The sequence below is a fragment of the Streptomyces sp. NPDC048257 genome (genome assembly GCF_043201855.1).
Lineage (GTDB): Bacteria > Actinomycetota > Actinomycetes > Streptomycetales > Streptomycetaceae > Streptomyces.
This window is the reverse complement of record NZ_JBICZI010000001.1, coordinates 827,273-849,993: the sequence shown is the minus strand read 5'-3', so window position 1 is coordinate 849,993 and position 22,721 is coordinate 827,273. Positions and strand designations below refer to the sequence as shown.

Genomic DNA, 22,721 nt, shown 5'->3' with positions numbered 1-22,721 from the left:
CTCCGAGCCGGTCTCGGGCGGGGCCGGCCTCCCCGGTGGCGGCCTGCTCGTTCGCGCTCCCCCCGTGGGGGAGGCGGTCGGCCTCCCGGCCGATGTGGTCGGTACGGAACGCGCGGCAGCATCGTCTACACCATGACGACGCGAGCGAGCGAGGGTCACGTGACACGGCGGACCGTGACGGTGACGCCGCCGGGCTGGGCCGACGCGTGGGCCGGTGTCGGCCCGATGGTGGTCATCCTCGCCGGGGTGGCCGGGCTGGTACCGGCCACCTGGTCGTACCACGCGCGGACTTCACCGCGGCGGCCCCGCGCGGGCTACTGCCAGCCGTAGCGCTCCCGCAGACGGTCCACGACCAGGCCGAAGCGGCCGCGGTCGAGCGCGCAGGCCTCGCGCCGCATCCCCGACTCGTGCACCCGCAGCACCCGGTCCACGTCCACCCAGGACTCGCGCCCGGCGCTGTCCCACGGGCCCGTTCCGATCGGCACCCACTCCCGGTCGTGGTCGTGCCGCTTGCTCGACAGCTGTACGGCGAGCAGCGTGCGCCCGCCCGCCTCCCGGGCCACGACCAGCACGGGACGGTCCTTGCCGCGGCCGTCGTTCTCCTCGAAGGGCACCCAGGTCCACACGATCTCGCCGGGGTCGGGATCGCCGTCGGGGTCCGGGGCGTACTCGGTCCGCACGCGGCCGATCGCGCGCGGATCGGCTGCCGTGGTCGCGGTGGCCCCGTCGCGCCCGGGCTGCTCGGTGTGGCCGTTGCTGTGGTGGGAAAGTGCCGTCATCCGGGTGAGGGTACTGGGTGGCGCCGTTCCGGTGGAGGAGGTGGGCGCTCGCGCCCGTGCCACGGGTCAGTCGGTGACCAGGGCCAGGACGAGGCCGTCGTAGCCCTTGCTGCCGACCGTCTGCAGGGCGGTGGCGGTCAACCGCGGGTGCTCGGCGATGAGTTCGGTGAACCGCCGAACGCCCTGGACACGGGGGTCGGAACTGTCCGGGTCCGCCACGGCTCCGTCGCGGACGACGTTGTCGCCGATGATGATGCTGCCGGGGCGGGTGAGTTCGAGGGCCCACCGGAGGTACTCGGGGTTGGACGGCTTGTCGGCGTCGATGAAGACCAGGTCGAACGGCGCGTCGCCGGTGAGCCCGGGCAGCAGGTCCACGGCGCGTCCGCGCCGGATCTCGACGACGTCGTCCAGCCCGGCCCGGGCGATGTTGGCGGCAGCGACGTCCGCGCACCGCTCGTCGACCTCCAGAGTGACCACCCGCCCGCCGGCCGGGAGCGCGCGGGCCAGCCAGATGGTGCTGTAGCCGCCCAGAGTGCCGATCTCCAGGATGCGGCGGGCGCCGTGGATGCGGGCCAGGAGGTTCAGCAGCTTGCCCTGGTTGGGGGCCACTTGGTGGGCGGGCAGGCCGGCGGCCTCGGAATCCGCGGCCGCGGCGGCCAGGGCCTCGTCCTCCTCGACCAGGAGACCGTCGAAGTAGTGGTCAACGGCCGTCCACGTCTGCTGGGCCATGGGTCGCTCTTTCCGTGAAGTGCCGCTTGTTAGTTCCTTGTGGGAACTTACATGAAGGCGAGGGGGTTTCAACGGTGTGTTGAAGTCGGGTTCTCCGGCCCGGCCTCTGTCGGCTCTACCGGCCCGGCCGCAGCGCCGCCCAGTCCTCCACCGCCTCCACCTGCGCGGCCAGCCCCAGCAGCAGTGGTTCCGACTCCGCCGGGCCCAGGAGTTGGGCGCCCATCGGCAGTCCGTCGACCGTGAGGCCCGCCGGGATGTTCACCCCCGGCCAGCCCAGCACGTTCCACGTCCAGGCATACGGGCAGGCGGCGATCATCGCCCGGTCCGTGGCCATGGCCCCGAGTCCCGCCAGGGCGCCGATCCGCAACGGCGGTGTGGCCGTGGTCGGGGTCAGCACCACGTCGAAGCGGTGGAAGATCTCGCCGACCCGCTGCCGCAGGAACGTTTCCGCCCGGCGGGAGACCCGTAGGGCGCGTCCGCCCAGGACGCGGGCGGTCCGTACCGCCTCGTGCGTGCGCGGATCCAGCAGCGCGGGATCCGGCACCCGCGCCACCCAGTCCCGTACGCCACTGGTCGCGCGGGGTACGAAGGTCAGGCCGATCGGGCCGTAGCGGGGGTCCTCCGGGATCACCTCGTGGCCCAGCCCCTCCAGCCGGGCCGCCAGCCGCTCCACCGCGGAACGGACCTCCGGATCCAGGGACTTGGGCGTGGCCGTGAAGGCCATCCCGAAGGAGAGGGCGATCCGCAGCCTGCGGGGCGGGCGGCGGGTCGCCTCGAGCGCCGAGATGTGCGCCGGGCGGTGCAGGTCCTCGGGGTGCGGGCCGCTCGCGGCGTCCAGCAGGAGGGCCGCGTCGGCGACGGTGCGGGCCAGCACGCCGTTGACCGTGAGCCCGTGGAAGGACTCCGGCTCCGGCCAGGTGGAGATGCGCCCGCGCTGGGGTTTCACCCCCACCAGGTGGGTCCAGGCCGCGGGGATCCGGACCGATCCGGCCCCGTCCGAGCCGAGGGCGGCCGGGACCAGTCCCGCGGCCACGGCGGCCGCCGAGCCGCCCGAGGAGCCGCCGGGCGTGTAGGCCCGGTTCCACGGATTGCGGGTCTCGCCGAAGGCTCCGCCCTCGGTGAAGGGCCACTGTCCGAGCTCCGGCGTCTGGGTCTTGCCGACGATCACCGCGCCGGCCGCGCGCAGCCTCCGTACCGCCTCGCTGTCGGCGGTCTTCGGGGCGAAGGCCCCCGCGCAGCCGAAGGCGGTCGGCTCGCCGGTCACGTCCATGTCGTCCTTGACCGCGAGGGGCACGCCCAGCAGCGGCAGCCGCTCGCCCGCGGCCAGCCGCCGGTCCGCGGCGTCCGCCTCCGCGAGCGCGGCGTCGGTGCGTACGCTCCGGAAGGCGTTGAGCTCGGGCTGGGACGCGACGATCCGGCGCAGCGCGTCCTCGGTCAACTGCCGCGCCGACACCGTTCCTTCGGCGAGCGCCGCGACCATGTCCACCAGGCCGGGGACCGTCGAGAGAGCTGTATCCGACTTCATGGGAACCTCGCTACGGTAAGGCCGCTCCGTGCTCCGTGAGCGTGGCGACAACAGGGCTTGTGGGGTTGCGGGGCGAGGAAACGCTCCGTTCCGAGGCCCGGCCCCGGCGTCCCGTCACGAGCCGTTGGGCGCGCAGCGGTCGGTCGCGCTCGGCGACGGGGTCGGCGAGGGGGAAGGCGGCGGTGTGGGAGACGGTGTGGAATGTGTGCTCTGTGCCGGCGTCGGGTCCGGTGTGGGCGAGGTCCCTGTCCGCCGCGCTGGAGGTGGTGACGACGCGGACGAACTCGAGCAGTGAGTCGAGGGAGGTGAACCGCTTGCCCGCCAGCATCTCGTTGAGGCCGGCCTTCGTCAGGCGCGGCCGTGACGAGGCGGCGGCGGCCAGGCTCGCGTAGGTGGGGGAGCCACCGGCGATGTGGAGCAGGTTCAGCTCCTCGGTGAAGCCGGCCGGCGCGGCCTCGAACGCGGCGACCGCGTCGGCGTCCTGCGCGTTCACCCGAGTCCCTCGTCCATGACCGTTCCCCCTCGCCCGTCCGGGAAAGCCACGCTAGAGGGCGGTGACGCCGTACGTACGTGGATCGCGGGGAACGGTTCCGAACGCCTCGCCCCGTTCAATGCCGGGCCGAACACCGGCGGGCGCGGCGGGGATCCGTACGGGTCCGTACGGGTCCATACGGGTCCGTGCGGATCCGTATGGATCACTGGGAAGCAGCCCGGAAAGCCGGTCTCCTGAAGGCGTGGGCCACACCGATCGCGGAAACTCTGGGCGGCCTCACCGTGCTGACCACCGTGTTCGTGTGGCGCCGGCTCCGCCGAGGCCGAGCCCCCCGGCGCGCCGTCGCCGCCCCGGCCCCGACGACCGCGGGCGGCGTCCGCACCTACACCCTGCTCGGCGAACGGGCCGCCGACGGTCAGCCGTCCACCTCCCGCGCAGCCGTCCCGCCGGAACCCTCGTCACATGGCGCGGCCCGGCCGGACCGGAGAGGTTCGAGCTGGCCGACGCGGTGCTCCCGAACGGCACGTACGCGGCGGAGCCGGCCGCCCTGTACCGACACCCGTAACACGGCCTCCGCTTCCACAGCCGCAGGCCGGGCACCACCGCGGTACCGCCCTCCCACTGCGCGGGGCGATACGGCGTTTGGTCACCGCCGGCACCTGGCACACGAACGACCCGGACACCCTGCTCGTCAGCGGCGGAGGAGAAAGAGCTCCCGCCCGCGCGACATCCTGGCGTCCCACGTAGTCAAGAGAGGTATGCGCGGGGACCACGAAACAAGCGAACAGGCGGGGACCGAGTGAAATCAGCACAGGAGGACGAGTATCTGGAGTTCGTGGCCACGAGGGCGAAGGCGCTCTACCGCTCGGCGTACGCACTCGCGGCCGGCGACACGCATCTTGCCGAGGACCTGGTCCAGGAGACCCTCAGCCGGGTGTACGTGCACTGGAACCGGGTGGCACGTGCGGACAGCCCGGCGGCCTACGCCCGGACGGTTCTCGTCCGCACCTTCCTCAGCATGCGGCGTCGGCGCAGCACCGGCGAACGCCCGATCGAGAGGATGCCCGACAGCGCGGAGTCCGGCCCTGACGCCGCGCTGCGGATCACTCTGCTGGACGCACTCGGCCAACTGCCGCCCCGCGACCGGGCGGTGCTGCTGCTGCGCTACTGGGAGGGCCACAGCATCGAGGAGACGGCCCGGATGCTCAGGCTGAGCAGCAGCGCGGTCCGCTCGCAGGGCACCCGGGCACTCGCCAGGCTGCGTGCCCTGCTCGGTGACAGCCTGTCCGATCTGGTTCCGCATTGAGCACCGGTGCACGCAGGTCCATGCCGCCGGAACACCCCCATCAGCGACAGAGAAGTGATGACACCATGCCGTTCGAAGCAGACCTTGCAGATGCCCTGGACCGCACGACGAACTCCCTCGAACCCGATCTCCCCGCGCTCCTGAGCGGAGCCGTCCAGCGAGGCAGGAGCCGCCGGCGTCGGCGCAGCGCCGGCGTCATCGCCGGGGCCGGCGCCTGCGCCGTGATCGCGGGAGCCGCCGCCCTGGTGTTTCCCGGCGCGCTCGCAGGCAGCCGCCCCGCAGGCTCCGACATGGAGACGGTGGCGCTGGCGGTGCCCCGTTCCGCGATCACCGGCGATCAGATGATCCAGGCCCTGGAGCAGACGCTCCCCGGCGGGCGGTTCAGTCAGGTGACCGGACAGAGCAACAACCCCTCGGATCCGCACGGCGGGTACGTCGCCAACGGTGGACTGGTGGTCGACGACGGGCACGGCGCCTCCTTCGTCGGCGTCTCGGCCGTGCGGCTCAAGCTCCCGCTCAAGGACGGTGACGGGCTGAGCTGCGAGCGGACGCCCGCGCGTGCCGCAGGCGACACCTGCACGCTGAGCGAGCTGCCGAGCAGTGCCGCGATCCCCGGCGGGGCTGTGGTGATGTCGGAGCAGGACGCGGCCGAACAACCGGCCCGGGCGGACACCGCCCGCCGCTGGACGGTGACGGTGACCCTGAAGTCGACCGGCGCGCAGCTTCAGCTGGTGCAGTGGAACAGCACCGGCGGCGGCAGTGGCTCCGACACACCGAAGCCGACCCGTGCCGCCCCCCCGCTCTCCGAGCAGCAGGTGGTGGCCGCACTCACCGGTGCCGTCTGGGCGCCGATCCTCGGCGCCGTCGGCTGAGCCGTCGCGACGCCGAAAGGGGTCCTGGCCACCGTCCGGCCCCTGGTCCCCGTCCCCGGGGCCGGACACCACTGGGCTCGACCCTCGTGTCCCGGACTGTCACCGCACGGCTGGATCAACCCCCGCTCGGCATGGCCGAGTCCCTTGCCCGCATTCGCACGGTTCTCGGCTGGCAAGTCCTTGCCATGGCGAGGACTTGCCGTCGGCAGGCCTTCACGTCGGCGTTGCCGGGCCGATAGACCCATGGCATGTCCTCTCCCTCCCAAGTTCCCGCCTTCCGGCGCAGGCGCTGGCAGCTGCTCGCGGCCGCCACCGCGGTGCCGCTGCTGGCGTCCGGGGTCGCGGTCCTGCAAGCGCCCGCCCAAGCCGCTCCGAGCAAGCCCACCGTTCCCGCCAAACCCTCGGCGACCCACAAGGTCACTCTGGTCACCGGCGATGTCGTCACCGTCACCACGATGGCCGACGGCCGGCAGAGCGCCGACGTCCGCCGCCCGCAGAGCGCCGTCGGCGGGGTCAAGGTCCAGCAGATCAAAGGTGACCTGTTCGTCATCCCGGACGAGGCGGTGCCGCTGCTCGGCACCGACAAGCTGGACCGACGGCTGTTCAACGTGACCGACCTGATCGAGATGGGCTACGACGACGCGAAGTCGGCCGCGGTGCCGCTGATCGCGACGTACACCGAGGCGAATTCCCGCTCGGCCGGCCGGCCGACGGCCCCCCGGGGCAGCAAGCTGACCCGCGACCTCAAGGGCATCCGCGGCGCCGCACTCAGTACCGAGAAGCGGCAGGCCCGCACCTTCTGGACCGACGTCGCGCCGCAGGGCAGCGCGACGCTGGGCGCGGGAGTGGCGAAGCTGTGGCTCGACGGTCGCGTGAAGGCCAACCTGAAGGAGAGCGTGCCGCTGATCGGCGCACCCGAGGCCTGGGCGGCCGGGTACACCGGCAAGGGCGCCAAAGTCGCGGTGCTCGACACCGGCATCGACGTCAACCACCCCGACTTCGCCGGCCTGATCGACGGCACGGCCAGCTTCGTCCCGGGGGAGGCCGTCACCGACGTCAACGGGCACGGCACCCACGTGGCCGGCACGATCGTCGGCTCGGGCGCCGCCTCCGGTGGCGCCGGCAAGGGCGTCGCCCCCGGCGCCGACCTGTTCGTCGGCAAGGTGCTCGGCGGCCCGGAGGGCTCCGGCCAGGACTCCTGGGTCATGGCCGGCATGCAGTGGGCCGCCGAGTCCGGTGCGGACGTCGTCAACATGAGCCTCGGCGACTCCTTTGCGACGGACGGCAGCGACCCGATGTCGCAGACGGTCGACGCGCTGTCCGGGCAGTACGGCACGCTGTTCGTCATCGCGGCCGGCAACGCGGGCCCGGAGAGCATCTCCGCCCCGGGTGCGGCCGCCTCGGCGCTGACGGTGGCCGCCACGGACAAGCAGGACCGGCTCGCGTCCTTCTCCAGCACCGGCCCGCTGGCCCACTCCGGCGCCATGAAGCCGGACATCGCGGCGCCCGGCGTGGACATCACCGCGGCCCGCTCGCAGGAGATGAGCGGCGGCGAGGGCCTCTACCGCACCCTCAGCGGCACCTCCATGGCCACTCCACACGTGGCCGGCGCGGCGGCGATCCTGGCCCAGCAGCACCCGGACTGGACGGGCGCCCGGCTCAAGGAACACCTGATGAGCACCGCGAACGGGCTCGGCAACCAGTACTCGCCGTACGAGGTCGGCACCGGCCGTCTCGACGTGGCCGCCGCCCTGCGCACCACGGTCCGCGGCACCGGATCGCTCTTCTTCGGCAACTACACCTGGCCGCACGAGCCGGGCGACGCCGCCGTCACCAAGGACCTGACCTTCACCAACCCCGGCTCTTCCGACGTCAGGCTGAACCTGGCGCTGACCGGCGACGGCGGCCCGTTCCGTCTGGGCGCCACCACGGTGACCGTTCCGGCGGGCGGCGCCGCCGCCGTCCCGGTGACCGGTGACCCGCGAACCGCCCCGGCCGGCCGGGACGTCGCCTACGTGATAGGCACCGATGCGACGACCGGCAAGCCGGTGACCCGCACCTCCGTGGCGCTGCTCAAGGAGGAGGAGCGCTACGACCTGAACATCAAGCTGGTCGGCCGGGACGGCAAGCCCGCCGCCGGCTGGGCCACGATCAACCTGGCCGGCGACCTCTGGCCGTGGTCGGTGTACGTCGACGGCCAGACCACCATGCGCATGGCACCCGGTACGTACACCGTCGCGGCGTACCTCGACGTGGCCGGCGAGCACGCGGACCGGTCGGGCCTGGCCGTGATGGTCGACCCGGAGACCCTGCTCAAGGACCGCTCCGCGGACGTGGTGCTGGACGCCCGCAAGGCGCGTCTGCTGCGGACCGAGGCGCCGCAGCGTACCGAGGACCGCCAGCGCAAGGTCGACTTCAACGTCCACTACAAGGGCCTCGACGCGTTCACGGACTTCCGCAGCGGATACGTGGTGCCGCCGGCGTACGACGACGTCTACGTCTCACCGACGGAGCCGATGACGCAGGGCGAGTTCATGCTGATCACCCGCTGGCGCAAGGGCGAACCGCCGCTCACCCTGAGCGCGCTGGGCGGTCGGCTCCGCTTCGAGGCGCTGGTGCAGGCGGGCAGCGCGCTCGGCACGGCCACGGACAGGCTGGACGTGGTCTACGCGGGCAACGGCGCGTCGGCCGCGTACGCGAAGGTCAGGGCCAAGGGCAAGGCCGTCGTCGTCGAGCGCAGCGACGAGGTCTCGTCGCAGGCGCGCGCCGAGGCAGCGGTCGCGGCCGGTGCGAAGGCACTGATCGTGGTCAACGACGGCGTCGGCGCCCTGATGGAGTACGTCGGCGAGTCGGCCATCCCGGTCGCCACCGTGCACCGCGACGAGGGCAGGACCCTCATCGCCATGGCCAGGGCCGGCACCTTCAAGCTGACCGCGAAGCAGACCGAGTTCACGCCCTTCGTCTACGACCTGACCCGGGACTACCCCGGCCAGGTGCCGGACCGGGCCCTGGTCTACAAGCCGGCCCACGGCGATCTCGCCCGGATCGATGCCCGCTACTACTCGGCCACGGAGGGCGGGGCGGCGGAAGGCTACCGTTCCGACTTCACGCTCAACCCGTCGTTCAACCTCCCCGAGCGCGAGTGGCACCCGGGCACCCGTACCGAATGGGTGACCCCCGGCCAGGTCTGGCGGGAGTTCCACGCCCAGGGCGTCGAGGGTGCCATGCCGTGGGTGATGGTGTCGGGCGACAACACCTACGCCAAGGGCCGCACCACCCGCCTGGACTGGTTCGCTCCGGCGACCCGGCCCGGCCAGGGAGAGTCCTTCGGCGTGTACAACTCCCGCTGGCAGAACCACATGACCTGGAACGTGCAGGCATGGGCCTCCGCCAGCGACACCATGCGGCTGGGCGGCTACCTGCCGTGGGGAGAGACGCCGACCCACCTGCGGGTCTTCCAGGGCGACACGCTGATCCACGACAACCCGCACAGCACGGACATGCAGTGGATCGAGGTGCCGGAGGGCAACCTGCCCTATCGCGCCGTCCTCGACGCGGAACGGCCCGGGGACATCTTCCGGCTCTCGACGCGCACCCACACCGAGTGGACGTTCATGTCCGACACCGTCGACTCCGACTTCTTCGAGCGGTTCTCGGTACTGAACCTGGACTACGCGCTGGAGTCGGACCTGCACGGCGACGTCAAGGCCGACGCGCCCCAGCAGATCAGGCTCAAGCCGGTGTCGATGGGCGGCAGCACGCTGCCGGGCACCGTCAAGTCGGTCAAGCTGGACGTCTCGTACGACGACGGCGCCACCTGGCAGAAGGTGACGCTGGCCAAGGGCGCCGACGGCTACTGGAAGGGTTCGTTCAGGACGGCGAAGAAGCCCGGCGGTTTCCTCTCGGTCCGCGCGGGAGCCGAGACGAACAGCGGCTACAGCGTCAAGAGCGAGATCATCCGGGCGTACGGCCTGCGATGAACCGCACTTCCGGGCCCCGGGCAGGCGACTGCCCGGGGCCCCCCGCCCACCCGCTCCCCGCAGCGACTACACGGAATCCGCCACCATGGCGCATACTCTCCCCGCTGCGGCAAGCGGAACGGAGTCGGTCGCCGATGCTGGATGTCCTGGGCCTCGAACCCGACGACGAGCGCGTCTACCGGGCGCTCCTCGGACGGCCGAACGCCACCGCGACGCTGCTGTCGGACGTGCTCCTCGCATCGCGAGGCGACGTGGACGACGCCCTGTCCCGCCTGGTCGGATGGGGACTGGTGACCAGGTCGGCCGATGAGCGGTTCACGGCCGCGCCGCCGGCCATGGCGCTCGGCTCTCTCATCAGCCAGCGCCGGGACGGGCTGCGCATGGCCGAGCAGGCCCTGGTGACCTTCGCCGAGGAGCACCGGGCGGCGATGACCGGGGACAGCATCCACGACCTGATCGAGGTCGTCACCGGCGTCGACGCCATCCGGCACCGCTTCCTCCAGGTCCAGCACGCGGCCCGCACACAGGTCCGCACCTTCATCACCGCGCCGTTCGTCGCCGTGCCGCCCGACGAGAACACGGCCGAACCCGTGGCCATCGGCCGTGGCGTGCACTTCCGGGCGATACTGGACCGGGCCGCGCTGGCTGAGCCGGGCATCGTCACCGACGCGATCCGTTCCCTGCACAACGGCGTGCAACTGCGCGTCGCCGACCAGCTGCCGATGAAACTGGTACTGGCCGACGCCGACCTCGGCCTCGTCCCGCTCGCGACCACACCGGACGGAGAGCCCGGCGCCGTGCTGCTGCACCGCAGCGGCCTGCTGGACGCGTTGGACGCCCTGTTCGAGACGACATGGCGCACCGCCCACCCGCTCGAACTGTCGGGTACCGGCGCGGAAGCCGAGACCACCGCCGAGCGCAGCCCGGACGGCCCGACCGACCTCGACCGAAGGATCCTCGCGCTCCTTCTGGCCGGCCTGACCGACCAGGCGGTCGCGACACAGCTCGGCCTTTCACCGCGCACGCTGCACCGACGCCTGCGCCACCTCATGGAAGTCGCCGGAGTCCGGACCCGGATGCAGCTCGGCGCCCACGCCGTCCGGCACGGCTGGGTGGAGCCACACTGAACCTTTCTAGAGCCATCCCTCCAGGGAGGCCATGAATCCGTCGAAGTCGTCCCGGTGGATGGTGTGTCCGGCCCCCGGGACCGAACGCACCTCGAAACCACGGCTCTTGAGCAGCTGCGCCCGCTCCTCGGTGATCAGGGCGCTCGGGTCGGCGAGCTGCACGAGCGAGGGGACCACCGGCGCGGGCGGCATCAGGTCGGCGCCGAGCAGCGAGGCGAGGCTCAGCGCGGTCTGCTCGTCCCAGACCGCCAGGGTCTCCAGTTCAATGTCGACGTCCACCTCCTCCCAGCGCGGGCTCATCGCCCGTATCCGCTCCTTGGTTGCCGACTTGAACCGCGCGAACAGCTCGGGACCGAAGCCTGCGGCGGGGGCGGCCAGGTGCCACGCCGGGTCGGAGAACACCGCCCGGGCCGGGCGCAGCCGGTCCACCGCGAGCGACAGGGTCAGGCCGCCGAGGGAGTGGCCGATGGCGAGTTCGGCGCCGACCGGGAGGGTCTCGACCACGTCCTCCGCGTACAGGGCGGGGCTGTACTCGCCGCGGCCGCTGGCGCCGTGGCCCCGCAGGTCGACGGCGATGACGTGGTAGCCGCGGTCGGCGAGGGCGGGGCCGACCCGGCGCCAGGTCCGGTGGTCGGCCATCATGCCGTGGATCAGGAGGGCGACGCGGTCGCCCTCGCCCCAGGTCTGGGTGTGCAGGTGCACGGTGGTGTTGCCTTTCTTGATGGCTCCGACAGCTCTTGGCAGCGAAATTCGGTCGACGGTACGGACCAGGGATGTGCGGTGCGGGTCAGCGCACGCTGCGGATCGGCTTCAGGGCAAGCGCTCCCGCCACGGCCAGCACGGCCGCGACGACGAACAGCGCGGTGTACCCACCGCTGATCGAGACGATCACCGAGGCGATGAACGGCGCGATGATCTGCGGGCCGGCGTTGGCGATGTTGAGTACGCCCATGTCGCGGGCGGCGTCCTCGGCCCTGGGCAGCACCATCGTCACCAGCGCGGTGTCCACCGCCATGTAGCAGCCGAAGGCCAGCCCGTTGACCACGGCGAAGGCCAGCATCGCCGCCCAGCTGGTCGACACCGCCGGGATGACGAGCGCGACGGCCGACAGCAGTGCGGAGGCGCCGGCGAAGAGCTTGCGGCGGTCGAACCGGTCGGAGAGGTATCCGCCGACCAGGGTCGGGTTGAGGGGTGGGTGAGGGGGGAGTGGGAGGGGGAGGTGAGGGATGACGGGGTGCGCGCCGCCCCGTCGCGACGGCGGGGGTGCGTCGGAGCGCGACGGGGCGGCGGCACGACGGGACACGGCGTGGGCACATCGGTCATCGGTCGAAGAGCGATGTGACGCCGTGGTTACACGAGTCAATGACTCGTGTAACCACTGTGTAGCATTCGTTTCCGGCCATCCGCCAGCCCCCGGGCGTAATCGGTCTGGAAAGATGCCACGGCAATGTCTCAGTCATCGAAAGCACCGAAGCCGCCCTCCCCGGCCTCCGGATCGACCACCCCGCCGCCCCCCGTTCCGACGAGCGCCGACGTGGCCCGCCTCGCGGGCGTCTCGCGCGCGACGGTCTCGTACGTGCTGAACAACGCGGAAGCCGTACGCATCAGCGAACCGACCCGCCGCAAGGTCCGCGAGGCCGCCGAGGAACTCGGGTACGTCCCGCACGCCGCCGCCCGCAGCCTGCGCGCCGGACACACCAGGATCGTGCTGCTGCCCACCTCCCACGTACCGATCGGGCCGCTCTACAGCACCTTCCTCAACGAACTCCAGTGGGCGCTGCGCCGCCTCGACTACACCGTGGTGCAGTACGGCAGCCTCGGACTCAGCGGTGACGAGGCCGTACGCGCATGGGCGGAACTGCGTCCGGTCGCCGTGATCTCCCTCGGCGAGATCAACCTTTCCGCGCGCAACGTCGCCACCCTGAAGCGGGCCGGAGCCCGCGCGGTGATCACCATGGGGCCCGTCGGCGTGCCCGGGGCGCACGCGCTCGTCATGGACCAGCAGGAGGTCGGCGTCCGGGCCGCCGCCCATCTCGTCGAGCGCGGGCGCGGGCGGATCGGTGTGGTCGTCCCCGAGGAGGAGGGCCTGGAGCTGTTCTCCGTGCCCCGCCTCGCGGGAGCCCGCTCGGTGGCGGGCGCCGAGGTCTCGGCCCTCCCGATGGCCTACTCCGAGGAGTCGGCCGCGGCCCTCGCGGCCCGCTGGCGCGGGCTCGGGCTGGATGCGGCGTTCGCGTACAACGACGAGTACGCGATGCTGCTGATGCGGGCCCTCCAGGACGAGGGGCTCCGGGTTCCCGAGGACGTCGCCGTCATCGGCGCCGACGACCTGCTCATCGGGCGGCTGCTGCGTCCCCGGCTGAGCACGGTGAGACTGGAGATGCCGACCGGCGCCCATCTGGCCTCGCTGGTGGACCACGCCGTGCGCGAGCCGTCGGAGGTCACCGAGCGGCACGACCTGATGGCGGCCGCCGCCATCCAGCGGGAGTCGACCTGACGGTCTCCGCGCCCGTGCCGGGGCTCGGGCTCCCGTGCCCGGGCCACGCACCCGGGCACACGGGCCGGGCCACGCACCCGGGCACCCGGGGACCGGGCCACGCACCCGGGGTCACATGGGCCGGGTCGGGCCGGTCGGCCCCGGGGAGCCGTTGACAGGCGGTGACGTGCGGACGGAGACTGCGGGCGCGCCCCACCGGGCGTGCCCGGCGGCGTGCCCCGGCGCCCCACACCGGCGCCGACCCTCCACCGACGCGCCACCGCCCGTACGGATCCGCCCAGGAGAGACCCCATGAGCATCCGCACCGTCCGCGACGTCTACGTCGTCGACGCCGTCCGCACCCCGATCGGCAAGTTCGGCGGCGCCCTCGCCGGGGTCCGGCCGGACGACCTGGCCGCGCACGTCGTGCGCGCACTGGTGGACCGTACGCCCGACCTCGATCCGGCCCGTATCGACGACGTCGTCTTCGGTGACGCCAACGGTGCGGGCGAGGACAACCGGGACGTGGCCCGTATGGCGGTGCTGCTGGCGGGCCTGCCGGTGAGCGTCCCGGGGGTCACCGTCAACCGGCTGTGCGGGTCCGGCCTCGAGGCCGTGATCCAGGCCGCCCGGGCCATCGCGCTGGGTGACGCCTCCGTGGCCATCGCGGGCGGGGTCGAGTCGATGAGCCGTGCCCCCTGGGTCGTCCAGAAGCCCGAGCGCGCCTTCCCGGCCGGGCACCAGCAGATGTGGTCCACCACCCTCGGGTGGCGGATGACCAACCCGCGGATGCCCGAGGAGTGGACCGGTTCGCTCGGTGAGGGCGCCGAGCTCGTCGCGGACAAGCACGGCATCACCCGCGAGGCGCAGGACGCCTTCGCCCTGGACAGTCACCGCAAGGCGGCGGCCGCCTGGTCCGCGGGGCTGTACGACAACGAGGTCGTCCCGTACACCGGTGTCGACCTGGTGCGCGACGAGTGCATCCGGGAGGGTTCCACGCCGGAGGCGCTGGCCCGGCTGAAGCCGGCCTTCCGGGCGGACGGCACGGGCACGGTCACGGCCGGCAACGCCTCCCCGCTCAACGACGGCGCCGCGGCCCTGCTGTTGACCGACGAGGAGGGTCTGGCCGCCACCGGCCGGGAGCCGCTCGCCCGGATCAGCGCCTCCGCCGTCACCGGAATCGAACCCCAGCTCTTCGGCCTGGGCCCGGTCGACGCCGTCCAGCGGGCGCTCGCCAAGTCCGGCCGCGGCCTCGCCGATCTGGCCGCCTTCGAGCTCAACGAGGCTTTCGCGGCGCAGGCGCTGGGCTGCCTGGCCGCCTGGCCGGAGCTCGACCCGGCCGTGGTCAACCCGCGCGGCGGTGCCATCGCGATCGGCCACCCGCTCGGCGCCTCGGGCGCCCGGCTGGCCGGCTCGGTCGCGCACCAGCTGGCCGCGGCCGGCTCCGGTACCGGCATGGCGGCCCTGTGCATCGGGGTCGGGCAGGGCATCGCACTCGTGCTGGAACGCTGACCCCGGCGCCCCTGCCGCCTGCGCGTCGATCGTTTCCGGTCACTGCTCGGTGTCAACTGCCCAATAACTGAACAGAAGTGGAGCCTCCGGTCTGGCACGATGGCGCGTGCTGCCGCCCCCCCCCGCCCATCCCCACCCGGAGGCCCCGCGCCATGCCGCTCCTCGACCCGACGCTCTGGCAGGACGGACCCACCCTCACCGGCGGCGCCGCCCCGGTCGTCGAACCCGCCACCGGCCGCACCCTCGCCACCGTCGACCTCGCCGCGCCCGCCGATGTGGCGGAGGCCGCCGTACGGGCCCGCGCGGCGCAGCACGACTGGGCGCGCGCCATCCACCCGGAGCGGGCGGCCGTACTGCGCCGCGCCGGGGACCTGTTCACCGCCCACGCCGACGAGCTGCGGGAATGGCTGGTCCGCGAGTCCGGCTCGATTCCCGGCAAGGCCGACTTCGAGCTGCACGTCGCCGCGCAGGAGTGCTACGAGGCCGCCGCGCTGGCCTCGCGCCCCACCGGGCACGTACTGCCGAGCGAAGCACCCCGGCTGTCCTTCACCCGCCGGGTACCGGCCGGGGTGGTCGGGGTCGTGGCCCCCTTCAACGCCCCGCTGATCCTGGCCATCCGCTCGGTCGCTCCGGCGCTCGCGCTCGGCAACGCGGTGCTGCTCAAGCCGGACCGCCGCACCGCCGTCTGCGGCGGCCTCGCCCTCGCCGCGGTCCTCGCCGCCGCCGGGCTGCCGGGCGGGCTGCTCCAGGTCCTGCCCGGCGGCGCCGGGACGGGCGCCGCGGTGGTCGCCGACCCGCGGGTCCGGACGGTGTCCTTCACCGGATCCACCGCCGCGGGCCGCTCCGTCGGCGAACTGGCGGGCCGTCACCTCAAGCGTGTCCACCTGGAGTTGGGCGGGAACTCCGCGCTCGTCGTGCTCCGCGACGCCGACATCGAGGCCGCCGTCGCCCAGGCCTCCTGGGGCTCCTTCTTCCACCAGGGCCAGATCTGCATGACCGCCGGGCGGCACCTCGTCCACGCCTCGCTCTACGACGAGTACGTCGAGCGGCTCGCCGCGCGCGCCGAGGAACTGGCCGTGGGAGACCCGTACCGCGAACAGGTCCACCTGGGTCCGCTGATCGACCGCTCCCAGCTCGACCGCGTCCACGCCCTCGTGGAGGCGAGCACCACGCAGGGGGCCAAGCTCGTCGCCGGCGGCACGTACCGGGACCTCTTCTACCGGCCGACCGTGCTGGCGGGCGTCGCCGACGACACCCCCGCCTACGCCGAGGAGGTATTCGGCCCGGTCGCACCCGTACGGTCCTTCGCGACGGAGGAGGAAGCGGTGGCGCTGGCCTCGGCGGGCCCCTACGGCCTCTCCCTCGGGATCGTGACCCGGGACGCGGCGCGCGGGCTCGACCTGGCCGAGCGGATCCCGACCGGGATCGCGCACATCAACGACCAGACGGTCAACGACGAGGCCGTCGCCCCCTTCGGCGGAGTCGGCGCCTCCGGCACCGGCGCCCGCTTCGGCGGCGAGGCGAACCTGGACGCCTTCACGGAGCTCCGCTGGACCACGGCCCGCAGCACCCCCGCCGACCACCCCTTCTAAGGTGTCTTGCCGGTCAGGCCGGGCTCGCGTCACCTGGCACGCACGCACGCACGCACGCCGCGCGCTCTCGTCGGTCGGTCGTCAAAGCCCTGCCCGTTTCGGTGTGGAATGCGGAGGGCAGGCCGTTCGTTCAAGGAGCAGACGGCTCAATCAGGAGGTCAGGAAACCGTGGCTACAGTCGAGCTCACCAAGGAAAACTTCGACCAGACGGTCAGCGAGAACCCGTTCGTGCTGATCGACTTCTGGGCGGGCTGGTGCCGGCCGTGCCTGCAGTTCGCCCCCGTGTACGAGCGGGCCTCCGACGCCCACCCCGACCTGGTCTTCGCCAAGGTGGACACCGAGGCGCAGCAGGAGCTGGCCGGGGCCTTCCAGATCACCTCGATCCCCACGCTGATGATCGTCCGGGACCAGGTGGCCATCTTCGCGCAGCCCGGCGCCCTGCCCGAGGCGGCGCTGACGGACCTCATCCAGCAGGCCCGAGCCCTCGACATGGACGAGGTCCGCGCGAAGATCGCCGCGGAGCAGAAGGGCCCCCAGGGCGCCGCTCCGGAGGAACCCGGCACGCCGGAGGCCTGATGATCCGCCGCCGGGCCGGACCGGCGGAGACACTGGTCCGTATGACTGAAGCGGTGGAGTACGACGTAGTGGTCCTCGGCGGGGGCCCGGCCGGCGAGAACATCGTCGACCGGACCCGCGCCGCCGGACTGAGCACGGCGCTCGTCGAGAGCGAACTGGTGGGCGGCGAGTGCTCGTACTGGGCCTGCATTCCGAGCAAGGCGCTGCTGCGCCCCGCCCTGGCGCGGGCCGACGCCCGCCGGGTGCCGGGCCTTGCGGGGGCCGTCCAGGGCCCGCTGGACACGGCGGCGGTGCTGGCGCACCGCGACTACTGGACCGGTGACTGGAACGACCAGGGCCAGATCGACTGGATCGACTCGACCGGCGCCCACGTCTACCGCGGCCACGGCCGGCTCTACGGGGTCCGCAAGGTTGCCGTCACCAGCCCCGAGGGCGAGCACCACATCCTGTCGGCCCGGCACGCGGTGGTCGTCGCCACCGGCACCCGCGCGATGATCCCCGGCCTTCCCGGGATCGCCGGGGCCCGCCCGTGGACCAGCCGCGAGGCGACCTCCGCGAAGGAGGCTCCCGGCCGGCTGCTGATCGTGGGCGGCTCGGTGGTCGCCGTCGAGATGGCCACCGCGTGGCAGGCCCTCGGATCGCAGGTCACCGTCCTCGTACGGGGCCCCGGGCTGCTGCCGCGGATGGAGCCCTTCGCGGGGGAGCTGGTCGCCGACGCACTGCGCGAGGCCGGGGCGGTGGTCCGTACGGGGGTGGATGTCGAGGCGGTCGTACGGGACGGCTCGACCGGGCCCGTGAGCGTGGTCCTGGAGGGCGGCGAGACGCTGGAGGGCGACGAGCTGCTGATGGCGACGGGCCGGGTGCCGAGGACCGAGGACATCGGGCTGGACACCGTGGGCCTGCCGGCCGGGAAGTGGATCGAGGTCGACGAGACCTGCCGGGTGCCGGGGCACGACTGGCTGTACGCCGTCGGCGACGTCAACCACCGAGCGCTCCTCACCCACCAGGGCAAGTACCAGGCCCGGATCGTGGGCGCGGTGATCGCCGCGCGTGCGGCCGGTACCTCGCCGGACACCGAGCCGTGGGGTGCGCACACGCCGACCGCCGACACCCGCGCCCTCCCGCAGGCGGTCTTCACGGATCCGGAGGCCGCCGCGGTCGGCCTGACGCTGGCCGAGGCGGAGCGGGCCGGGCACCGGGTGCGGGCGGTCGACTACGACATGTCGAAGGTCTCGGGCGCCGGGCTGTACGCCGACGGGTACAAGGGCCGGGCCCGCATGGTCGTCGACCTCGACCGCGAGGTCCTCCTCGGGGTCACCTTCGTCGGCCCCGGCGCCGCCGAACTGATCCACGCGGCCACGATCGCGGTCGCGGGGGAGGTCCCGGTCCAGCGGCTGTGGCACGCGGTGCCGGCCTTCCCGACCATCAGCGAGATCTGGCTGCGGCTCCTGGAGACCTATCGGGGCTGAGGGCCGGGCCCCTCGGCCAAGGGCTGTCCCGTAATCCCCGGTGGATCAGCGCACGGCGTCAGATGCGGTGCATCGCAAGGCGGAGGAGCGTCCTCATACTGTGCGTGTTCGGGCGTTCCGGCAACGCAGCGAGGTGCCGTAGCTGTCGTCGTGCGCCCGCCGGGGATTACGGGACAGCCCTTAGGGGCTGAGGCCAGGGCCCTCTCGGCTGGGCCACGGGGGCAGTACGGACGCCGGCCGGACCTGGCGGGCCGTGGCGGGCGCGATCTCGCCGACCCACATCCTCACGGCGACGGCCGCCGACAACGGCCACCGCTACCGGGCGGAGTTCACCAACGACGCCGGGGTGAGCCACACCGTGACCGCCGCGGACACCACGACGGGCGGTGGTGGCGACGGCGGCTCCGCCACGACCGGAAGCACCGGGAGCACCGGAAGCGCCGGCGGTACGGGATCGGCCGGATCGGCCAGATCGGCCGGGAGCACGGCCGGAGGGTCCGACGCCGGCACCCCCGGTACCGTAGGCGGCGGTTCGGCCGGCGCCACGGTCGGCGGTGGTACGCACACCACCCCCACCGGCGGCGCGCTCGCCTCGACCGGAGTCGCCGTGGCCTCCCTCGCGGGGCGTGCCGTCGTGCTCACGGCAGCCGGGTGGGTGCTGCTGCGCCGCGCCCGGCGGCGCAGTGACCCCTGAGCCTCCGTGGCCCGCGTGTTGAATGTGTCCACCACATCTCTCGACCAGAGACGAAGGAGACACCGCACGTGATCGTGATCGCCCACCTCAGCGACGTCCATCTCGACGGTGACCGCCGCGCGGCCGATCGCACCCGCGCCGTCATGGAGTATCTCGACGCCCTGCCCCACGACTTGGACGCCGTACTCGTCAGCGGGGACATAGCCAATTACGCCGCGGAAGCCGAGTACGAGGAGGCCGCCAAGCTGCTGCGCTCGCGCCACCCGCTGGTGGTCTGCCCCGGCAACCACGACGAGCGCGCCGCGTTCCGCCGCGGCCTGCTGGGGGAGGAGTCCCCCTCCACCGAGCCCGTCGACCAGGTGCTGCGCGGCGAGGGCTTCGTCCTCGCCGTGTGCGACTCGTCCGTCCCCGGCGCGCACCACGGCTTCCTGGAGGAATCCACCCTGGGCTGGCTGGACGGCGTACTGACCGGCACCCCGCGGGAAACCCCGGTCCTGGTCGCCTTCCACCACCCGCCGGTCGCGCTGCACACCCCGTACGTGGACGAGATCCGCCAGTTCGGGGAGGAACGGCTCGCAGCCCTCGCCGAGCGCCATCCGCACCTGACCGCGTTCCTGTGCGGGCACGCCCACACCGCCGCGGCCACCACCTTCGCCGGCCGGCCGGTGCTGGTCGCGCCCGGGGTGGTCTCCACCCTCCGGCTGCCGTGGGAGGCGTCGACCGGGTCCTCCGAGCACGTCCACCTCGACGAGCCGCCGGCCGTCGCCTTCCACCTGATCGGTGACGACGGCCGGCTGACGACCCACTACCGGGTGGTCGTCGACCGCCGGTAGGCGCGGCCGTCACGGGTCCGTGTGAGCAGGCCCGAGGTGATCAGGTAGCGGCGCAGGGCGGAGCAGTCCTCGTGCACGGTGCGCAGCGCCTCGTTCACCTCGGGCTCGGAGTACTCCCGTCCCTCCGCGAAGAGGGTCTGCGCGAGATGGGCGAGCAACTGCTCGCGCCGCGCCGCCTTGCGGGGGATCACGGTGAGGCGCCCGCCGGAGAAGAGATCGCTGACGTCCCGGGGGCGGGCGGGCTGCTGTTCGGTGTTCTGTGCCATGGGAGGAAGATTCTCCCGGCACGGCGGTGCGGGCAACGCAATTTCCGCCAGACGCCGGGTGACTGCCTGGGCGGCTTCCGCGCAAAAAGCGCCGGCCGTTCATCCTGCTGATCGGTAGTCGCGCCAGTGCCTCCCCGCGACCGGTTCCTGCCCCCTACGGAGGAGAAACCATCCCGCAGGCCCGGGAGCCTGCGGGACCGGGTCAAGCTGGGATCCGGTGCAGACTCTGCTCCTGGCTGTCGTCGTCAGCTGGGGTCCTGGGCTCCGCCCTGTCGGTGGCGCCGTTGCACCCGGGGCCGGCCGAGCCGCTGTCGGCGGTGGGCGGGACCGCGGGGCCGGGTCCGGAACGGGGTTGCACTTGACTGCCGCCTCGCCCTGAAGGCCGCGCCCGCCCTGCCGGCAGTCGGCCGGGGCTGTCGTGCGTCTGCCCGCCACCGGTCGCCTCACTCGTAGCGGACCCTCCCCATCAGACCCACCCGGCCGACCGCCAGGACCGGCCGGAGTCACCGGGCTCCCGACGAGGGCGGTCTATCCGTGCCGTGCTGGTACACAGGCGTGCCTTGTCCACCACTTCCACCCCCTTGATCCGCCAAGGACCAGGGCATCACGGATGCCGGGTGCGAAAACAGATGGTCCACGGCCGCAGCACTACTGCAACTCAACCGGGGAGCCCGGTCAAGGCCGGTTGGAGCAGCACGCCCTGCAGGGTGACGCCGCCTGTGGTGGCATCACGCCATGAAAGACCCCTTCTCCTCCGCGGAGGTATCGACCCTTTTTGCCCCGGCAGGGTTCGTGGACCGGGACGCCGCGCGCCGCGCGGTCGCCCAGCGCGCCACGGATCGGGCAGATCTCGCACAGCTGCTCGACATGCTAGGGCTGCAGCCCGGCGACGATCCGCCCCTCCCAGGCATGGCCGGCACGCCGGCGGAGTCGGCTGGCCACGGCCGTGGGGCAGCCGACCGCTGAGGGCCGGGCGCGCGCCGTCGAGGCGTACCGGGACTCCCGGCACACCGCGGCCGGGGTCAGACTTTTCAGGGCCCTTACCATCCTGCGGGTAAGGGCCTTCAGCTCTTCCCAGGGTGTTTTGCCGGCCGTCAACCACGGCGCGGGCAGGCTGAACCCTTGGTGTTACAGACGCCCCGAGCCCTCACGCACTCCGGCCGGTGGTCACCGAAGGGCCAGAACTAGCCTGTGTCTGCGCCGGAACACACCGCTCCGGCATGTCGTACGAGACGGGGAACACATGGGCAGCACTGCAGGCGGCCGCCGCGGAGCGAAGTGGGCGGGGGTCGCGGCACTCGCGATCGCGGCCGTCGCCGGCGGGGTCGCACTGATGGCGGCCCCGGCCGAGGAGTACCCCGCCACCGACGGCTGGGTCCGGGAGCCAGAGGCGTCGAAGGCCCCGCCTCGCGCCGCGGGCGACCCCTCGCGCGCTGCGGTCTCAGCGGAACTCGCCGCCGCCGCAGCGGCGGCGGGGCTCACCGCAGGCCCGGTCCACCCCGTGGAGGAGGGCGGGACGGGCGACTGCATCGCGGACTGGACCGGCGACGGCCCCTCCGACGAGGCGCGACTGGCCGCCCTGGAGACCGCCTTGGAGGAACGCGGCTGGCAGGTCATGGCCCGCCGCGGGGGACATGCCCCAGAAATAGCCCTGAGCAGCGGCTCCTGGCGGCTGGAGCTGCACAACGGAGGGCTCCTGAACACCACCACCCTGGTCGCCAGGCGCTCCACGGAGCCCTGCGACAAGGCCTTCCGCCGCGAGGAGGAGACTCGGGGGCCGCGAGGCTGACCCGTGCAGTTCCGGCAGCGTTCGGCCTGTTGTGACGAGCGCCGGGGCGCGGCAGCTGGTGCCTCGGGCGGTCAGAACGTTCGGCAACCTCTCGCCCGACGCCACTCGGAGCAGGAAGCGCCGGTGTGGAGAAGCTGGAGCCGGCAGGTGCGGACGGCGCCGGGCCCCTCGAAGAGGTGTCGGGTGCCGGGTGCTGCCCGGTCACGGCAGCAGCCACCCCCTGGTAGGCCCGTCCGTGAGCGGCCTCGTCAGCATCGACGCCGATAGCGGTACAGCTGCTTGTCGAGCGGGTCTAGGCCCGGTCCGGCGGGTCGCTTCACTTACCCCGCACCCGACAGCGCTGTCACCCGAATGGCGCAACGTGACGCGCCACCCACATGGGTGAAGATCACACTGGCTAGTGCCCCAACCGAGGCAATCCGTGAAAGGGAAACCACATGCGCATTCGACGAATCCTCGCCGCCGTCATCGCCACGGCAGCCCTCGCCGGACTCGGCCTCACAGGCGCCGCCACCGCCGCCACCGCACAGGGTGCCCCGTCCTACGTCACCCCTTCTGAGTGCAAGCAGGGGGGCGGAACGCCCGCGATCAATGAGGAGGGCAACTACTGCAAGGGTGGTACGCGCAACGGCGAGCAGATCGACTAACGCCACAAGGCGCCCCGCAGCCACGCGCCGCGGGGCGCTCCCGCGCGAGCGTAGCCGGG

21 protein-coding genes are annotated in these 22,721 nt (G+C 72.9%); 14 read left to right on the top strand and 7 right to left on the bottom strand.

Features of this window, described 5'->3' with window-relative positions:
• Positions 1-132 precede the first annotated feature (132 nt).
• Positions 133-330 carry a hypothetical protein gene (locus tag ACGFZK_RS03955; protein ID WP_393847223.1) on the top strand — a complete coding sequence of 66 codons (198 nt, stop codon included), beginning with the start codon at positions 133-135 and terminating at the stop codon, positions 328-330.
• Here the strand turns inward: ACGFZK_RS03955 and ACGFZK_RS03950 are convergent.
• The 4 genes from ACGFZK_RS03950 to ACGFZK_RS03935 all read right to left on the bottom strand — a co-directional run bounded on the left by ACGFZK_RS03950 (position 315) and on the right by ACGFZK_RS03935 (position 3,526).
• The gene (locus ACGFZK_RS03950) at positions 315-779 is read right to left on the bottom strand and encodes a type II toxin-antitoxin system PemK/MazF family toxin (protein ID WP_393847222.1); all 465 of its coding nucleotides are present in this window, start codon (positions 777-779) and stop codon (positions 315-317) included. The two genes, ACGFZK_RS03955 and ACGFZK_RS03950, sit on opposite strands and share 16 nt — an antisense overlap.
• A gap of 66 nt (positions 780-845) precedes the next feature.
• Positions 846-1,508: an O-methyltransferase gene (locus ACGFZK_RS03945; protein WP_393847221.1), complete on the bottom strand. Its 663-nt coding sequence runs from the start codon at positions 1,506-1,508 to the stop codon at positions 846-848.
• 115 nt (positions 1,509-1,623) lie between these two features.
• Positions 1,624-3,033 carry an amidase gene (locus ACGFZK_RS03940; protein WP_393847220.1) on the bottom strand — a complete coding sequence of 470 codons (1,410 nt, stop codon included), beginning with the start codon at positions 3,031-3,033 and terminating at the stop codon, positions 1,624-1,626.
• Positions 3,034-3,043: 10 nt separating this feature from the next.
• Entirely contained in the window at positions 3,044-3,526 is a 483-nt protein-coding gene (locus ACGFZK_RS03935; protein WP_393847219.1) for a hypothetical protein, read from the bottom strand.
• Between the two features lie 799 nt (positions 3,527-4,325).
• On the opposite strand from ACGFZK_RS03935, the gene ACGFZK_RS03930 reads away from it, so the two are divergent.
• From ACGFZK_RS03930 to ACGFZK_RS03915, 4 genes are all read left to right on the top strand, one after another.
• Positions 4,326-4,832, top strand: coding sequence for a SigE family RNA polymerase sigma factor (locus tag ACGFZK_RS03930; RefSeq protein ID WP_393847218.1), 507 nt, complete (start codon positions 4,326-4,328; stop codon positions 4,830-4,832).
• Positions 4,833-4,897: 65 nt separating this feature from the next.
• Positions 4,898-5,704: a hypothetical protein gene (locus ACGFZK_RS03925; protein ID WP_393847217.1), complete on the top strand. Its 807-nt coding sequence runs from the start codon at positions 4,898-4,900 to the stop codon at positions 5,702-5,704.
• 248 nt (positions 5,705-5,952) lie between these two features.
• Positions 5,953-9,684 (top strand): S8 family serine peptidase, encoded by a 3,732-nt coding sequence (locus ACGFZK_RS03920; protein WP_393847216.1) that lies wholly within the window; start codon positions 5,953-5,955, stop codon positions 9,682-9,684.
• 134 nt (positions 9,685-9,818) lie between these two features.
• Complete coding sequence (locus ACGFZK_RS03915) at positions 9,819-10,811, top strand: helix-turn-helix domain-containing protein (RefSeq protein WP_393847215.1); 993 nt, start codon at positions 9,819-9,821, stop codon at positions 10,809-10,811.
• A 6-nt stretch (positions 10,812-10,817) separates the two neighbouring features.
• Here ACGFZK_RS03915 and ACGFZK_RS03910 read toward each other — a convergent pair whose 3' ends face one another.
• Entirely contained in the window at positions 10,818-11,513 is a 696-nt protein-coding gene (locus ACGFZK_RS03910) for an alpha/beta fold hydrolase (protein WP_393847214.1), read from the bottom strand.
• Positions 11,514-11,598: 85 nt separating this feature from the next.
• A complete protein-coding gene (locus ACGFZK_RS03905; RefSeq protein WP_393847213.1) occupies positions 11,599-12,114 on the bottom strand; it encodes an MFS transporter in 516 nt (171 codons plus the stop codon).
• 144 nt (positions 12,115-12,258) lie between these two features.
• Here ACGFZK_RS03905 and ACGFZK_RS03900 point away from each other — a divergent pair, with 144 nt between their 5' ends.
• From ACGFZK_RS03900 to ACGFZK_RS03870, 7 genes are all read left to right on the top strand, one after another.
• Complete coding sequence (locus tag ACGFZK_RS03900) at positions 12,259-13,305, top strand: LacI family DNA-binding transcriptional regulator (RefSeq protein WP_393847212.1); 1,047 nt, start codon at positions 12,259-12,261, stop codon at positions 13,303-13,305.
• A gap of 291 nt (positions 13,306-13,596) precedes the next feature.
• Complete coding sequence (locus ACGFZK_RS03895) at positions 13,597-14,796, top strand: thiolase family protein (protein WP_393847211.1); 1,200 nt, start codon at positions 13,597-13,599, stop codon at positions 14,794-14,796.
• Between the two features lie 152 nt (positions 14,797-14,948).
• The gene (locus ACGFZK_RS03890) at positions 14,949-16,388 is read left to right on the top strand and encodes an aldehyde dehydrogenase family protein (protein WP_393847210.1); all 1,440 of its coding nucleotides are present in this window, start codon (positions 14,949-14,951) and stop codon (positions 16,386-16,388) included.
• 168 nt (positions 16,389-16,556) lie between these two features.
• Positions 16,557-16,964, top strand: coding sequence for a thioredoxin family protein (locus ACGFZK_RS03885; RefSeq protein WP_393847209.1), 408 nt, complete (start codon positions 16,557-16,559; stop codon positions 16,962-16,964).
• 41 nt (positions 16,965-17,005) lie between these two features.
• Positions 17,006-18,433 carry a dihydrolipoyl dehydrogenase family protein gene (locus ACGFZK_RS03880; protein WP_393847208.1) on the top strand — a complete coding sequence of 476 codons (1,428 nt, stop codon included), beginning with the start codon at positions 17,006-17,008 and terminating at the stop codon, positions 18,431-18,433.
• A gap of 253 nt (positions 18,434-18,686) precedes the next feature.
• A complete protein-coding gene (locus ACGFZK_RS03875) occupies positions 18,687-19,127 on the top strand; it encodes a hypothetical protein (protein WP_393847207.1) in 441 nt (146 codons plus the stop codon).
• Between the two features lie 68 nt (positions 19,128-19,195).
• Positions 19,196-19,960 carry a metallophosphoesterase gene (locus ACGFZK_RS03870; RefSeq protein WP_393847206.1) on the top strand — a complete coding sequence of 255 codons (765 nt, stop codon included), beginning with the start codon at positions 19,196-19,198 and terminating at the stop codon, positions 19,958-19,960.
• Here ACGFZK_RS03870 and ACGFZK_RS03865 read toward each other — a convergent pair.
• A complete protein-coding gene (locus ACGFZK_RS03865) occupies positions 19,933-20,226 on the bottom strand; it encodes a DUF2087 domain-containing protein (protein ID WP_393847205.1) in 294 nt (97 codons plus the stop codon). The two genes, ACGFZK_RS03870 and ACGFZK_RS03865, sit on opposite strands and share 28 nt — an antisense overlap.
• A 1,243-nt stretch (positions 20,227-21,469) precedes the next feature.
• Here ACGFZK_RS03865 and ACGFZK_RS03860 point away from each other — a divergent pair.
• Positions 21,470-22,015 carry a hypothetical protein gene (locus tag ACGFZK_RS03860; RefSeq protein ID WP_393847204.1) on the top strand — a complete coding sequence of 182 codons (546 nt, stop codon included), beginning with the start codon at positions 21,470-21,472 and terminating at the stop codon, positions 22,013-22,015.
• A 437-nt stretch (positions 22,016-22,452) separates the two neighbouring features.
• Positions 22,453-22,662, top strand: a complete 210-nt coding sequence (locus ACGFZK_RS03855) for a hypothetical protein (RefSeq protein WP_393847203.1) — start codon at positions 22,453-22,455, stop codon at positions 22,660-22,662.
• The last annotated feature ends 59 nt before the right edge of the window (positions 22,663-22,721 follow it).

What these genes read in the sequence shown, in the direction of transcription:
- ACGFZK_RS03865 (WP_393847205.1), bottom strand. Translation starts at nt 20,226, where the DNA reads ATGGCACAGAACACCGAACAGCAGCCCGCCCGCCCCCGGGACGTCAGC.
- ACGFZK_RS03900 (WP_393847212.1), top strand. Translation starts at nt 12,259, where the DNA reads ATGTCTCAGTCATCGAAAGCACCGAAGCCGCCCTCCCCGGCCTCCGGA.
- ACGFZK_RS03920 (WP_393847216.1), top strand. Translation starts at nt 5,953, where the DNA reads ATGTCCTCTCCCTCCCAAGTTCCCGCCTTCCGGCGCAGGCGCTGGCAG.
- ACGFZK_RS03895 (WP_393847211.1), top strand. Translation starts at nt 13,597, where the DNA reads ATGAGCATCCGCACCGTCCGCGACGTCTACGTCGTCGACGCCGTCCGC.
- ACGFZK_RS03880 (WP_393847208.1), top strand. Translation starts at nt 17,006, where the DNA reads ATGACTGAAGCGGTGGAGTACGACGTAGTGGTCCTCGGCGGGGGCCCG.
- ACGFZK_RS03940 (WP_393847220.1), bottom strand. Translation starts at nt 3,033, where the DNA reads ATGAAGTCGGATACAGCTCTCTCGACGGTCCCCGGCCTGGTGGACATG.
- ACGFZK_RS03860 (WP_393847204.1), top strand. Translation starts at nt 21,470, where the DNA reads ATGGGCAGCACTGCAGGCGGCCGCCGCGGAGCGAAGTGGGCGGGGGTC.
- ACGFZK_RS03855 (WP_393847203.1), top strand. Translation starts at nt 22,453, where the DNA reads ATGCGCATTCGACGAATCCTCGCCGCCGTCATCGCCACGGCAGCCCTC.
- ACGFZK_RS03925 (WP_393847217.1), top strand. Translation starts at nt 4,898, where the DNA reads ATGCCGTTCGAAGCAGACCTTGCAGATGCCCTGGACCGCACGACGAAC.
- ACGFZK_RS03915 (WP_393847215.1), top strand. Translation starts at nt 9,819, where the DNA reads ATGCTGGATGTCCTGGGCCTCGAACCCGACGACGAGCGCGTCTACCGG.
- ACGFZK_RS03890 (WP_393847210.1), top strand. Translation starts at nt 14,949, where the DNA reads ATGCCGCTCCTCGACCCGACGCTCTGGCAGGACGGACCCACCCTCACC.
- ACGFZK_RS03950 (WP_393847222.1), bottom strand. Translation starts at nt 779, where the DNA reads ATGACGGCACTTTCCCACCACAGCAACGGCCACACCGAGCAGCCCGGG.
- ACGFZK_RS03945 (WP_393847221.1), bottom strand. Translation starts at nt 1,508, where the DNA reads ATGGCCCAGCAGACGTGGACGGCCGTTGACCACTACTTCGACGGTCTC.
- ACGFZK_RS03955 (WP_393847223.1), top strand. Translation starts at nt 133, where the DNA reads ATGACGACGCGAGCGAGCGAGGGTCACGTGACACGGCGGACCGTGACG.